The following is a 14,905-nucleotide window of genomic DNA, read 5'->3' as shown; positions in this document are numbered from 1 at the left end:
TAATTAAGAGTTTGATTAATCTAATAAGGTAAAGCCTTTGTCTATTTTTTCTTCAGGTTTAAGTTCGTAAGACGCATCGGTCATTCTGCTTACATTAAGCATTTTAAGGTTGCGGTCGTCAACTTTTTTGATGAATTCTTCCAGTTCACTTTGCGATGGTGCACCACCAACGGTAATGTTATTATTCTGATCCAAGAAATCGAGGTTCGAACGGATAGATGCAATATTTTGGCTGATGGCTCCGGTAGCCGCATTCATCGCTTCCTGAAAAGCCCATCCATCTTTAATGTTAAAAACTTCAGCAAGGCCTTCAGTTGCATTTTTCATTTTTTGGGTTGCTTCCAGTTTTTTAGAAATGATAGAAATACTGCTATCTAAGGTGCTCACATAAATGCGGGCAGCACTTTCGTTATCTTTTAAAACTTCTAAAACTTTAGCAAACTGGTTGGCGTATTGTACGTAACTACGTGCATTCTGTTCTTCGGCTTCGCCCTCTTTACCCAAAAGGAAAGCTTTTGTACGCGTTTCTTTTGCATCCCGGTTAAAATCGTTGGCCTTTTCAATATTGTTGTTTGCTGTTTCCTGTTTAGCTTTTTCGTCTAAACCCGCGGCTTCAACAGTAAAGCGTTTAGCATAAGTATATTTTTCTTCGGCAGTTTTCTGAGCGGTTTCTCCGCTTTGGATCATGTCAATCCGTACGCCATCAACATTGGCAATTTTATCTTTCACTCTTTTTAACGTGTCCTTTGCATCTTTTGATAAAAGTTGCAGGGTTTCGATCGGGTTACCTCTTATAATGGCTTTTTCGCCTTTAAAAAGTAAAATTGTTCCTAACCTGTGTAATAAAGAAATAATTTTTGGAGCCAATAAAAGCAATACAATCAGTATAATACTAAAAATAACCAGTAAAATACTTTTGGCTGCATAAACCAGCATAATTGGCAAAAATTTGAAAAATGCAAATGCACCTCCTAAAATTAGCGCCCAAAAAAAGATACTTGACATTACCTTTTTGCCTTCAGGTGTTTGTATTTGACTGGGAAGATGATCGCCTAAAACCTGAAATATAGGCAGCTGACTTTTAATTTCGGCTGGAATATTTACATACTGATTTTTGTTTTCCATTACGTTTTCGTTAATTTTTAATCGTTAATTTATGTTTGTTTCAATAATATTCAGTGCTTTTTCAATATCGGCTATTACCTCCTTAACTGCTGCATTACCTAAAGCAATTTTCTGATCGATATCTTTCAACTGCGGATCATACTTCACATTAAGGCTCTTTAAATCCTGCTCTTTATTTTGCAATTTAGTTTTAAGCTCGGCAATGTTTTGTTCAATGCTTTTAATTTCGTTTACCAGATTGTTTTTTTCATCAACCAGGCTGTTTTCTATGTTTTGTTTTTGCTGCTGTTTCTGGCTGCTTTCCTGATCAATAACTTTTTTTAACTCTGTAGCATAATTTCGGCCGGTAGTTAACAGCTTTTGTTTATTTAAGTCTTTTTCTACATATTTTAAAGATGTATAAGCAGCTTTTATCGTTGAAGCATCAATACTGCCCATTTCTGCTGCAGCATTCCAAACCTCAAAAAAATCGAGTCCGGGCTCATTCATTTTTTCCAGTATACCCAAAACTTTTACTTTCATTTGCTTCACATCGGTAACACCTACTGCACTCACATTTTCCTTTAGATTAACCTGTGGCTGGTTAGTTACAGGTTCGGGCGTTTTTGTACTGGAGCTGGTCGGTTGCTGAGCTGGTGTGGTGCCTGGCTCATCTGCACTGTCTTCAAAAATTAATTTTTTTAAACTATTTAAAATTCCGAAAGAATTTTTTGCTGTTTCCTCACCCATGTTTACTTGATTATCTGTTGCTAAAATAATAAAAATAGAATTGCCAGCGACTAAAATATCTTTTAATTGTATTCTCTTGATAATCACTTTCTGCTAAACGAATTATTAAATTATCTTTACCGCTCTAAAATTAAATAATGGTAGATTTTAATCGTTTTACACTAGCTAACGGGTTAAAAGTTTTGGTGCATGAAGATGCAACTACTCCGATGGCAGTTCTGAATATTTTGTATGATGTAGGCGCACGCGATGAGGATCCGGAAAAAACGGGTTTTGCGCATTTGTTTGAGCATTTAATGTTTGGGGGATCAATCAATATCCCCAATTATGACGAGCCTTTACAACGCGTAGGAGGTGAGAACAACGCTTTTACCAGTAACGATATTACTAATTATTACATCACGCTGCCTGCTGAAAATATAGAAACTGCATTCTGGCTGGAGAGCGACCGCATGTTGAGTCTGGCTTTTTCTGAAAAAAGTTTAGATACCCAGCGAAATGTAGTAAGTGAGGAATTTAAACAACGTTATCTTAATCAGCCTTATGGCGATGTTTGGTTAAAGTTGCGTCCATTAGCTTATAAAAAGCATGCTTACCGCTGGGCAACCATCGGGAAAGAACTTTCGCATATCGAAAATGCGACCATGGAAGATGTGAAAGCATTTTTCAAGAAACATTATACCCCACAAAATGCGATTTTGGTAGTGGGTGGCAATGTGAAAACCGAAGCGGTAAAAAAACTGGCCGAAAAATGGTTCGAACCTATTCCCGCCGGAGATAAATACAACCGCGATTTGGTACAGGAGGAACCTCAAACTGAAGCCAGAGCCGAAACTGTTCAGGCGAATGTGCCATTAAACGCGCTTTATATGGCTTTTAAAATGCCAGGGCGATTAAGTCAGGATTATTATGCCTTTGATTTATTATCGGATATTTTATCACGGGGACAGTCTTCGCGTTTGTACAATAGCCTGTTAAAGGAACAGAAACTTTTTAGCGATATCAACGCTTATATTTCGAGCAGTTTAGATCCGGGTTTGTTTATTGTTGAAGGTAAACTGGTGGAAGGTGTAACTATCGAAAGGGCAGAAAAAGCAATCTGGGTTGAACTGGAAAAATTAAAAGCCGAGCTGGTTTCTGAAACTGAATTAACTAAAGTGAAGAACAAGGTAGAATCGGTACTTGTTTTTTCTGAAATGAGCCTGTTAGATAAAGCGATGAACCTGGCTTATTACGAATTACTTGGAGATGCGGCTTTATTGAACCAGGAAACCGAAGCATTTTTAAAGGTTAAAGCCGAAGATATTAAACGGATATCTAACGAAACTTTCCAAACCAATTCATCGTCAACTTTATATTATTTAACTGAAGAAAATGCTTAACAGACAACAGGCGCCTGATTTTAAGCAGGTATCGACCATAAATTTTATCCACCCCGAAAAAAAAGTATTAGATAACGGTGTACCCGTTTTTACAGTTTATTCCGGAGAGCAGGATCTGGTACGTATTGAATTTATTTTTGATAACGTAAACTGGAAACTCGAAAAACCATTGCAGGCGATTGCGGTTAGCGCTTTGATCAATAATGGAACAAATAAATTAACTTCAAAAGAAATTGCAGAGCAGATTGATTTTTATGGTGCATTTTTCCAAACAGAATATGCCCAGGACCAATCTTCGGTTACACTGTACACTTTAAATAAACATTTACATTCGGTATTGCCGATTGTGAAAGATGTTTTATCAGAAAGTCAGTTTCCACAACACGAGCTCGATATTTACATCCAGAATCAGAAGCAAAAGTTACAGGTAAACCTGAAAAAAAACGATGTGCTTTCGAGAAAAGAATTTGCCCATGCTTTATTTGGCGATACCGCTTATGGTGTAAATATTAAAGCAGAACATTACGATGCATTAAAGCGCGAAGATTTAATAGCATATTTTAAAGCGGCCTATGCACCAAATAATTGTACCATAATTGTTTCAGGAAAGTTTGATAACACCAGCTTTGAGCTGTTAAATGATGCTTTTGGGAAGGATTGGGAAAAAAGTAATGCGGTAAAAAATAGTTTCAATTTCACCACAACGGCAAAACAGTTTGTTTATACCGAAAAACCAGAGGCTTTACAATCGGCCATCAGAATAGGTCAGTTGGCGATTAACCGCACACACGAGGATTTTTCGGGACTTCAGATTTTAAATACCGTTTTAGGGGGCTATTTTGGATCACGTTTAATGAACAATATCCGCGAGGATAAAGGTTATACTTATGGCATTGGTTCGGGTATTTCTTCTTTACAACAGGCTGGTTATTTTTATATTGCGACTGAAGTTGGTGCCGATGTTTGCTCCGCTGCATTAACTGAGATTTACAAAGAGATCGAGATATTGAAAAATGAGCTGGTAGGGGAAGAGGAGCTGAATCTGGTTCGGAACTATATGCTGGGTTCGATGCTGGGCAGTTTGGAGAATGTTTTCTCCCATGCCGATAAATTCAAGAACATTTATTTCGCAGGATTGGATTACGACTATTATACCAGATATATCGAGAAAGTTAAAAACATTACTGCAGAAGAATTACTCGCCCTGGCAAATAAATACCTCACAACTGATCATTTTACGGAAGTAGTGATCGGGAAGAAATAAGGGTAAATTAATCCAATAAAGAGGCCGTCATTTCGAGTGGAGTGCAACGAAGTCGAGAAATCTGTCGAGATAGATCACTCCATTCCACTGCGTTCCAGTCGAGATGACGACCTTATATCAATCTACCTGTACTGGCAAAGATACGTTGTTTGAACGCTCGCCTTTACTTTAAATGATGAATTGGCAGGGACTTCAAAATGGCTACCTGCTTTAATGTTTTGCCAGTTGGTGGCATCTGGTAAAAGTGCTGTTAATTCACCTTCTATTACGTGCATAATTTCTTTCTGAGCTGTTCCAAAAGTATATTCTCCCGGATTGATAACGCCTATCGTCGATTTTCCTTCAGCGGTTTCATAGCCTAACGATTTAACGTTGCCATCAAAATATTGGTTTTCAGTAATCATATGCTAATTTATAAAGTTTTTGCTAAAACGGCTTTTTGTTTATCTGCCTGGTAGATCTTTTTATAAAAATCTACATATTCACCATATTTTTCTGGCGGATACTTTTTATTGTTCATGGTTTGTGTTCTGCTATAAACAATCATGTTATCCTTAACACTAAATTTTGCAGTGTACGAGCCAAACTCAGAGTTAATGGCAATATCTTTTGGAATAAACTCTACAGTATAGCCTTTTGGTAAAACGTAACTAATTTCATCATCATCATTATAACTGAACGGAACAGCAAAGTATGTTTTTCTGCCCTCTACTTTAAGCGGAACAGTCTCGCGACGATTCACCTGGTTTACCACCAGAAACAACTTATCTCCACCTTTGGTTAACAAGGGATTGGTTTTAAAGTTAATCTCCTCGGTCAGCACCGGCACCGTTTTATCTGGCTGTGCATATTTATAGCTAATCAGCTCTGCCACCGGAATAGGACTGTCTTCGATTATTGTTTTGCGGAGCTCAACGGGTTCCATTAAAGTCATCGGAAAATTTTCTTCAAACTGCGCGTTGCCGTATGTAGATTTTATTTCAGAACTGGCGGTACCATCTTCAGCCAGGATAATTTTGGTTTTTCTGATCTGATAATTCTCTTTAGCATTGTAAGCAGGGGTATGCACTATTTTCCCACCATCTTCGGTAACCATCAATACATTCCGGTCTGAATTGCTATAACCGATAAATCCCATGGGTTTATATTGGCTGGTACATTCTAAAAACGTAGTGTCTTTTGCTAATGGAACGCATAAAATCATGTGGTTTGCCTGCCCCATGCTGGAGTAATTGGGATTTAAGCTGGGCATATCGTTTCCAATGACAATCAAATTTGAGGCAATGCCTGCTTCATTTAGTAAGGCCTTCATATAATTAGAAAGTGCTTTACAATCGCCATAATTTACCTGGGCAACTTTTTCAGCCAAAATAGGCCTAAATCCACCAATTCCTAACTGAACACTTACATAACGGGTATTTTGCTGCAAATGGTTATATAAAATGCTGATCTTTTCTTTTGGGGTTTTGGCATCTTTAATTAAGTTCTGCACCATTAATTTGGTTGCTTCAGGAAGTTTATTTCCGCCCTGATTTAAGGTAAACAACCAGGATCCGAAATTCTTCCAGTTATCGAAATTTCCTGTAGTACCGTCGTATTCAAACTGATTGGGAGAGGCTTTAACCCAGGCAGAAATGTTATCAATGCCTACACTTAAAGGCTCATCAGCAACTGCTGCAACATTAGCACTTTTCCATTTGTACTGTACCTTTTCTCCATTAAGCACCGAGTCGGTTTGTAAATTCGGACTCGTAATATAGCGCATTTTGTAGTTTTTAGCCTTTTGAATCGTGTAGGCCGATTTTTCTACCGACACCCCGAAACCTTTCAGGTCTTGCCATGAAGGGAAATAAAGCAATCCGTTATAATCCTGACTATAGCTGTACTCTATGGTGTACGGATAGGTTATACTTACAAATTTTAAGAGCTTAAGTCTATTGTCTTCGAAGATCGAAAAATCCGAAATCAAACTTTGGTCTTTAATATCTGAGCTTTTATAGTCCTTTACCTTTTTTCCTGCAGCATCGTAAAGCGTAGCCTTAATGTTGTATATGCTGCTAAATTTATCATAAACCTCTGCCATTTCACCGTAACCTTCACCAGCTTTGGTTAAAATGGTCATCGCCACTTTATAATCTATTTTTCCTGCACCTAAACCCTTAACATCAAAAAATGATTCCTCATTCCTGATGACCACAATCGCATCCTTTTTCAGGTTCTCCGGGATCTTTGCTACATCGTAGTCTACCTGTGCTAATGCACTGTTAACGCTTACAAACGCTAGTGCCAAACTTAAATAGTACTTCATTATACTTTCTTTTTAAATACAATCTGTTCAGCTTGTTTTTCCACAACCGTTTTAAATAATTCTTTTAAATCGAAATATTCTTCCGGTGTATAAAGCGATTTGTTTACGTTGATAATACTTCTTACCATTAAGGTTTTGCCTTCTGCAACGTAATTGATAGTAAATGTTCCATTCTCTTCCGGAAGTTTAAAAATCCCACCTTTTGGTAACTTATCTACTTCATAGTCTTCCGGGAAGTTGATTGTAATCCGGTAACTTTCTTTAAACGGATAAGCAAAATCGACCGGGAATTTTCTTTGCTCCAGTTTGAATAAATTTTCTTTGGTTCTTTCGAAAAGCAACGGTGTAAAATACACCAGGTTCCCGGCTTCTTCCACATTGTCTTCAATTACTGCATCCATCGTTTCAGTCAGCAGCTCATCAAGATTGTCGAGGTTGTCGATTTTATAATTAGAAACTTCAAGACCAGTTTTGTCTTTTTTGAAGTTTTTAACAAATTCGGTTTCGTTATTTGTTTTTCTATACTTATTGCGAAGGTTTAATGCGCTATAGCCTTTTGAATATTGATTGATTTTGCCCGATAATTTATGGTCTTTATCAAGCGTCATATTATAAACAAAAATCTTTTCGCTCGATACACTTGGTTCTGTCGAAAGCCATTTTCCATTAAAACTTTTTAAGTCCATATAAAAGCCCTGGTGGCTCAGGTTATCAGAATCTATCATACCAGCAGGAAGATCTTTATCTGTAGCATCAAGAAAATATAAATTATTACCGATCTGTGTAACACCAATTACGTTATTAAATGCCGATACCACCGGATATCCGGGATGTTCGCCATTCTCTCTTGTACTGATCAAAACAGGGTAGGCATCAATCTTCGCTTCCTTTAATAAACTTAACAGGGCGAGGTTAATATCAGCAGATGAACCTGTTTTCTTTTCGAAAATGCTTTTTGGATTGGTTTCGTAAGCATATTTCGAGTAGTCTTTATTCCATTTTAAATTGTTTTTAACATAGTTGAAAATAAGTTTTACAGCAGCAAGGGTATCTTTTTCGCCCTTTAAAATGCCCGGAAGTACCGATTTGGCATAACTGTTTTTATTAATAAAACCACCAAAATTTTCATCCTCGGCCAGTCCATGTATAATTTTTGGCCACGAACCGTTAAAGTCCTGATAAACTTCACCCGGGAACTGGGTTGCCCTAAGTTCGAATTCTATTTTAGGCGTATAATCGTCCATTGTGGTAACGTAAGGCTCCTCTTTCAATGCAGGGACGTTGGCAGCACAATATTTATCGTAAACAGCAGTAGAACTTAAGCCAGGTACATAGGTTGCATTTACATTTTGGTGAAGCGGATGGTCGACATGATAATATCCACTCAGGTTATTCTTGTAGGTGAGGTATTCAGGTATCTTTACGTTGTACTCCGACCAAAGTGTTGGAATGTTTGACTGGAATTTCCAGCCACGCAGGGTAAAAATAAAGTCTGATTTGATTTTGTATTTAAATTCGATAATAGAGCCTTCTTTAACATTAGGCAATGCAAATTTTTTGATTACATAGTTTTTGTTAAACTCCTCGGTAAACTTGGCATCCTTGTTCAGTTTACTGGTAACCATTTTGCCATCAACCATGTTGTAGGTGGCAGCATCCATAAAATTGAGGTCTTCTTTTGCCGAATTGCTATTTTTGAAAAGTTCTACCTTAAAATTAGCCAGATCGTAGCCATTTTTATTTAAGATTTTGTAACGGATGTGTCTTTCAAAAACATAAATAAATCCTCCGGATCCAGGCCCGACTTCAAAATAACAGTCGCCAACGTCAAACAGTTTAATCGCCGAGGCAGAGGAGTCTTGTCCTGTGGCTTTCACTTCAAATTCTGTCGGGGCAATTTTACCAAACTTGAATTCTCTTTTTATAGGTTGAGTAGTTTGGGCATAAAGGGTGCTAACTCCAACGCATAGCATTAAAGTCAGAAATTTGAGAGCATTTTTCTGCATTTATAAAATTAGTTTTTTGGTTGTGCAATAATAAAAAGATTCAGCGAGATATGATCAATTCATGCACAACAAATTTTTGATATAATCTTTTAAATCAGACGATAGGGTATGCGAAATTTTAAAAAGTAATCTGGTATTCCTTTTTATGGGCTCGTCATTTCAGTTTTGTAAGTTTTCAGGTATTCTGATCTCACTATTTTGGCCGTTTTATGGTCTTTGGTGTGGCTCCATCCGGGAGGCATAAAAATGTAGCGGAACTTGTTCTTAATCCCCGGCGCACGCCAAACATCTTTAGCCAAAAGAACAATTTCACCAAAATAAGCATCTAAAAAACTATGTTTTTTCATTTCCCGGGTAATGCCGTATTCAATTTTTATCGATTTGTCTTCTTCCTGATAGGTTTTAAAAACATGGTCCCAGATGGGTAGCAGGTTGCAGAAGTTGGTATCCATATACAATGCATTCTTGGCATGGTGTACCCGATGGTGAGAAGGGGTGAGGATGATTTTATTAAGAAAACCGAAACGGCCATCTTTAGAAATGTTTTCGCCAATATGGATAAAAGATCCCCAAAGACCATCAATAAACATAATTAAAAAAAGCAGCGAAGGACTTACACCCAAAAGAATACAGGTTGTTGTTCTAATCAGGTCGGCATAGGGAGCTTCAAGAAAAAAGTGAGCAAAATTTACGGATAGATTCATGGTTTCTGGCGCATGATGAGTAGAATGCAGGCACCAGAACAGCCTAACTTTATGCGCTAAAAAGTGATAAATGAAATGGCCAAATTCCCATATTACATAACCATAAATGAGCCAGTACCAGGTAATTTCGGTTTTAAAAATGGCATATTTTCCAAATAAACCAATGCAGATGGAAACCATTCCGATTGAAATGATACGACCCACAAATGAATTGAAAACCAGCGAAAAGAAAGAGATGCGGTAATCTACCACTTTAAAACGGCGGTAAAATGTCATTCTAATAATTTCAAAAACCAATAGAAAAGGAATTAAAGGACCGATCAACGCGCTGATTCCTTTCCAGCTCATAAACTGACTATAATCGTTGGTTTGCAGCAGCTGTAAAATTGCCGATAAGCCGAAAAAGCCAATCAGCCATTCCTTCGTTCCTTCCAGAAAATCAATCATACTTATATATTTGGTTTGATGAATTTATATAAATCCCGAGTTTAATCAAATTAAATCGCTAAATAATTAGTCCGGTTATTTTATACTAACCTGGCCATTCTGGTGCTGTGGCAATTGTCAGGCAAGCTCAATATTTAAGCATTTTTATCTTTGTGCTTTTATTTTCCCTCAATTTTCGTATCTTTGCCTGGCAAATAATAAATCCTAATTTATTTGCTATGCAACTCGATTCCACAAAGTTTATTGCCACAGGTTTAACGTATGACGACGTACTTTTAGTACCCGCATATTCCGAAATTCTGCCCCGTGAAGTAAATACAGCCACTTTTTTAACTAAAAAAATTAAACTTAACGTTCCATTGATTTCTGCGGCAATGGATACAGTAACAGAAGCCGAACTTGCCATTGCCATTGCGCAAAACGGTGGTATTGGTATGTTACATAAAAACATGACTATTGACAGACAAGCTGCAGAAGTACGTAAAGTTAAGCGTTCGGAAAGCGGTATGATCCAGGATCCTGTAACTTTATTGGAAACAGCTGTTGTGGCCGATGCTTTCAAAATCATGAAAGAGCATAAAATTGGTGGTATTCCGGTTGTCAGTAGCGATAATAAACTGGTTGGTATCATTACAAACAGAGATTTACGTTTTCAAAAGGATATGAAGAGACCAATTTCTGAAGTAATGACTAAAGAAAATTTAATCATTGCACCAGAAGGAACCACTTTGGTTCAGGCAGAAGAAATTCTTCAGAACCATAAAATCGAGAAACTTCCTGTAGTAAGTAAAGATGGATACCTAAGCGGTTTAATCACTTTTAAAGATATTTCTAAAGTTAAAAATTATCCTGTTGCCTGTAAAGATGAGCGTGGCCGTTTAAGGGTAGGTGCTGCAGTAGGGGTAACAGCCGATACTTTACAGCGTGTTGATGCTTTGGTTCATGCCGGTGTTGATGTAATTACCATCGATACTGCCCACGGACATACAAAGGGTGTAGTGGATAAATTAAAAGAAGTTAAAGCTAAATACCCTGATTTACAGGTTATTGTTGGTAATATAGCTACCGGTGCTGCTGCGAAATTTTTAGCTGATGCTGGTGCTGATGCGGTTAAAGTGGGTATTGGTCCAGGTTCTATCTGTACCACCAGAATTATTGCAGGTGTTGGTGTTCCGCAGTTATATGCTGTTTACGAATGTGCAAAAGCTTTAAAAGGTACAGGCGTACCGGTTATTGCTGATGGTGGTATTAAACACACTGGCGACATTGCCAAAGCAATTGCATCAGGTGCAAGTACAGTAATGGCAGGTTCGTTATTTGCAGGAGTAGAAGAATCACCAGGTGAAACCATTATTTACGAAGGACGTAAATTTAAATCTTACCGCGGAATGGGTTCAATCGAAGCGATGGAGCAAGGTTCGAAAGACCGTTATTTCCAGGATGTGGAAGATGATATTAAAAAATTAGTTCCAGAAGGCATTGTTGGTCGTGTGCCATTTAAAGGTACTTTAGCAGAAGTAATGTACCAATATATCGGCGGTTTACGTGCCAGTATGGGATACTGCGGAGCGGCAACTATAGAAGCGTTACAGGAAGCACAATTTGTACAAATTACAGCTGCAGGTATGCGCGAAAGTCATCCTCACGATATTACCATTACCAAAGAAGCACCAAATTACACTAGGTAGGTGTAAGGTAAAAGGTTTAGGGTGTAAGGTTTAGGCTTTTAATAATCTTAGCAGGAGGATTTTCTAACCACTCAAAATTTTAGGAAAAGAATATATATCTAAAGTTACCTATAGGGGATTTAAGGATAATTACAGCGGGGCATCGTTTTACGATAGCCCCGTTTTGCTTTTAGATCTTATAGGTTTTAAAACCTAATAAAGGACTGGAGGATTAATAAAAATAGAAAAATCACAAAATAAAATTTGGCAGCTAAATTTTTTTAATATATTTGTCGACTAAATCTATAGGATTTATATATAATTATGAAATTTGAACTAAAAACCCGCTTGTATAGTTGTTGTAGCTCATATTCTAAAACAGAATTAAACAATTAACAAAGCCAATTATCAATAACATTTAAAACAAACTATATAACCAATCATGAACAAAAGTTTACTTATTTTCTTTTCATTAATACTTTCTGCAAGCTTTGTTTTTGCTCAGACCCCAATAAAGGGTGTAATAAAGGCAAGTAACGGTAGCACCATACCACACGCAACCATAAAAGTAAGAGGAACCAATCAGGCCGTTGTAGCCGATGATAACGGTGCCTTTAGCATAAACGTGAAGCAAGACGTTCCATTTTATTTACAAGTGAGTTCAGTTGGCTTTAAACCGCAGGATTTTCAGTTTTTAAAACCTCAGGAGGCACCGATTGAATTGGTTCTGGTAGAAGATGCACTGCTGGATGAAATTGTGGTAACGTCGAGAAGACGTTCGGAGGTTTTACAGGATGTGCCTATTCCAATTACTGTAATCGGTGGACAGGCAGCAGAAAATGCAGGTGCCTTTAACGTTAACCGTTTAAAAGAACTGGTTCCTTCGGTACAATTGTATGCTTCGAATGCCAGAAATACCACTTTAAATATCAGGGGGTTGGGCTCAACATTCGGTTTAACCAATGATGGTATTGATCCGGGAGTAGGTTTTTATGTAGATGGGGTTTATCACGCACGTCCCGCTGCAACCTCAACCGATTTTCTTGATATTGAACAAATTGAAGTGATCCGTGGTCCTCAGGGAACATTATTCGGAAAAAACACTACTGCTGGTGCATTTAACATTACCACCACAAAACCAACCCAAACACCAAGCGCAAAGGTAGAGCTGAGCGTGGGTAACTATAACTTTATCCAGGCAAAAACATCAGTTTCTGGCGGTCTAGCCAAAAATCTTGCTGCAAAAATATCAATATCGGGTACGCAGCGCGATGGTACCATCTGGAATACACGTGAAGAACGTAAATACAGCGGACAAAACAACCTTGGTTTTAAAGGCCAGTTGTACTATACGCCGTCAGACAGATTACAAATTTTATTAAGTGGCGATGTAAGTGTGCAGCACCCGGCAGGTTATCCGCTGGTCATTGCAGGCGTTGCCCAAACCGAAAGAAGTGCTTACCGTCAGTATGCTAAAATTGTTTCTGATTTAGGCTATCAGCAACCTAAGATTGATCCATTTTCAAGAGAAATTAATACCAATACACCTTGGAGACACAATCAATCTATTGGCGGTATATCGTTAAACGTAGATTATAAAATTGGTAACGGAACGCTTACTTCTACTACTGCCTGGAGATTCTGGAACTGGGATCCAACAAACGACAGGGATTTCTCGGAATTGTCGGCATTAACAAAATCACAAGGTAACTCCCGTCACGATCAATATTCACAGGAAGTTAGATATGCTGGTCATATCACCGATAAATTAAGTGGTGTAATTGGTGTGTTTGCCCTTGCCCAAAACTTAAAAGGTTTAGCTCAAACCGAAGAGGTGGGTAAAGATCAGTGGAGGTTTGTGCAAACCAGCAATACCGGTAGCCAGGCTTTATATTCAACACCAGGTTTGTTAGATGGCTTTGGTATTAAAACCAATTCAACCATCAAATCGTTAAGTGCTGCTATTTTTGCACAGGTAGATTGGGAATTTTTAACCAACTTGCATGTTTTACCAGGATTGAGATACACTTACGACAAAAAAGATGTTGATTACGACAGGGTAACTTACGGCGGTTTGCAAACAACTGATGCAGCTTTATTAGCACTAAAAGCAGCAGTGTATAGCAATCAACAGTTTACTACGAATGTAGATAACAATAATCTGTCTGGTAACCTTACTGTATCTTATCGTCCAAACCCTAAATTAAATGTTTATGGAACTTTTTCAACCGCCTATAAACCAGTTGGTGTAAACGTAGGGGGCTTGCCAACTACCTCAACCGGACAGGCAGACTTATCAGTTGCTGTTGTAAAACCAGAATATGTTCAACATTACGAACTGGGTTTAAAAACCAAACCAGTTAAAGGCGCTATTTTAAACATTACAGCTTTTAATACCGATATTAAAGATTACCAAACCAATGTGCAATCGCCACAATTGGGTGTAAACAGAGGTTATCTGGCCAATGCGGAAAAAGTTCAGGTAAAAGGTTTAGAAGTTGATGGAACTTATCAGTTAGAAAGATTCTTAACTTTAAATGCTGCTGTTGCTTATTTAGATGGTAAATATGTGAAATTTACCAATGCACCACTACCTTTAGAAGAAACCGGACATACAGAATTGGTAAATGGCGTAGCGACTCAGGTAGCATTTAAAGATGCCTCAGGAGGTAGATTACCAGGTATATCTAAATGGAATATTTCTGGTGGTTCAGAATTTAGCACCCCTGGTAGTTTAGCAACCAAACTGGGCAGGTATTTTATTGCTGCTGATGCCAGCTACCGTTCAGAGTATTCTTCAAATCCTACACCATCGAGTATATTAAATGTTAAAGGTTATGCTTTATTTAATGCCAGATTAGGCTTCAAATCTGATAAATTCTCGGCATTTGTATGGAGCAGAAATATCGGAAACAAAAATTATTACGAGCAATTGCAGGCAGCCGCAGGTAACTCTGGTTTGTATGCAGGTGTACTTGGCGATCCAAGAACTTATGGCGCTACTTTGCGCTATTCTTTCTAAGTGCTTAACAAAGAAATCTTTTCTCTCTTATATTTGGTTAAAAGGAGTGGTGTAATGCTACTCCTTTTTTTTGTTTTAGGCAGCGCAGGGTTCTGTACTTTTCGGTTCCGCTAATCCTGCTGTACGTTTTATCCCGATGAAGAATCGGGATGCCCACTTCCATCAGGTCTGTTTTACTTCAGTCCGTGGTTCTTAAGGAGATTAAAGTACCAGAAACTAATTTTATCATGACTAAGAAATTTAAAGGGTAA

10 protein-coding genes are annotated in these 14,905 nt (G+C 37.9%); 4 read left to right on the top strand and 6 right to left on the bottom strand.

All coding sequences use genetic code 11. The features are described from left to right. Positions 1 to 15 precede the first annotated feature (15 nt). Positions 16 to 1,125 (bottom strand): hypothetical protein, encoded by a 1,110-nt coding sequence (locus AC07YT_RS22635; RefSeq protein WP_086546664.1) that lies wholly within the window; start codon positions 1,123 to 1,125, stop codon positions 16 to 18. A gap of 24 nt (positions 1,126 to 1,149) precedes the next feature. Next, the gene (locus AC07YT_RS22630; protein WP_145954250.1) at positions 1,150 to 1,854 is read right to left on the bottom strand and encodes a V-type ATP synthase subunit I domain-containing protein; all 705 of its coding nucleotides are present in this window, start codon (positions 1,852 to 1,854) and stop codon (positions 1,150 to 1,152) included. A gap of 137 nt (positions 1,855 to 1,991) precedes the next feature. On the opposite strand from AC07YT_RS22630, the gene AC07YT_RS22625 reads away from it, so the two are divergent. Together AC07YT_RS22625 and AC07YT_RS22620 are read left to right on the top strand one after the other, a co-directional pair. After that, positions 1,992 to 3,236 carry a M16 family metallopeptidase gene (locus AC07YT_RS22625; protein WP_086546662.1) on the top strand — a complete coding sequence of 415 codons (1,245 nt, stop codon included), beginning with the start codon at positions 1,992 to 1,994 and terminating at the stop codon, positions 3,234 to 3,236. Then, entirely contained in the window at positions 3,229 to 4,500 is a 1,272-nt protein-coding gene (locus AC07YT_RS22620) for a M16 family metallopeptidase (RefSeq protein ID WP_086546661.1), read from the top strand. The genes AC07YT_RS22625 and AC07YT_RS22620 overlap by 8 nt, the downstream gene beginning before the upstream one ends. Before the next feature lie 122 nt (positions 4,501 to 4,622). Here AC07YT_RS22620 and ppnP read toward each other — a convergent pair whose 3' ends face one another. The 4 genes from ppnP to AC07YT_RS22600 all read right to left on the bottom strand — a co-directional run bounded on the left by ppnP (position 4,623) and on the right by AC07YT_RS22600 (position 9,965). Beyond that, positions 4,623 to 4,904 carry a pyrimidine/purine nucleoside phosphorylase gene (ppnP, locus tag AC07YT_RS22615; protein WP_086546660.1) on the bottom strand — a complete coding sequence of 94 codons (282 nt, stop codon included), beginning with the start codon at positions 4,902 to 4,904 and terminating at the stop codon, positions 4,623 to 4,625. 8 nt (positions 4,905 to 4,912) lie between these two features. After that, on the bottom strand, positions 4,913 to 6,808 hold the full coding sequence (locus AC07YT_RS22610; RefSeq protein WP_086546659.1) for a DUF3858 domain-containing protein: 1,896 nt from the start codon (positions 6,806 to 6,808) through the stop codon (positions 4,913 to 4,915). Continuing rightward, a complete protein-coding gene (locus tag AC07YT_RS22605) occupies positions 6,808 to 8,814 on the bottom strand; it encodes a DUF3858 domain-containing protein (RefSeq protein ID WP_086546658.1) in 2,007 nt (668 codons plus the stop codon). The genes AC07YT_RS22610 and AC07YT_RS22605 overlap by 1 nt, the downstream gene beginning before the upstream one ends. A 143-nt stretch (positions 8,815 to 8,957) precedes the next feature. Beyond that, positions 8,958 to 9,965 carry a sterol desaturase family protein gene (locus tag AC07YT_RS22600; protein ID WP_086546657.1) on the bottom strand — a complete coding sequence of 336 codons (1,008 nt, stop codon included), beginning with the start codon at positions 9,963 to 9,965 and terminating at the stop codon, positions 8,958 to 8,960. Between the two features lie 218 nt (positions 9,966 to 10,183). On the opposite strand from AC07YT_RS22600, the gene guaB reads away from it, so the two are divergent. Further along, on the top strand, positions 10,184 to 11,653 hold the full coding sequence (guaB, locus tag AC07YT_RS22595; RefSeq protein WP_086546656.1) for an IMP dehydrogenase: 1,470 nt from the start codon (positions 10,184 to 10,186) through the stop codon (positions 11,651 to 11,653). Between the two features lie 421 nt (positions 11,654 to 12,074). Further along, complete coding sequence (locus AC07YT_RS22590; RefSeq protein ID WP_086546655.1) at positions 12,075 to 14,654, top strand: TonB-dependent receptor; 2,580 nt, start codon at positions 12,075 to 12,077, stop codon at positions 14,652 to 14,654. The last annotated feature ends 251 nt before the right edge of the window (positions 14,655 to 14,905 follow it).

The sequence above is a fragment of the Pedobacter sp. GW460-11-11-14-TSB4 genome (genome assembly GCF_059423705.1).
Note: the sequence above shows the minus strand (reverse complement) of the source record. Positions and strands in the feature narration are given on the sequence as shown.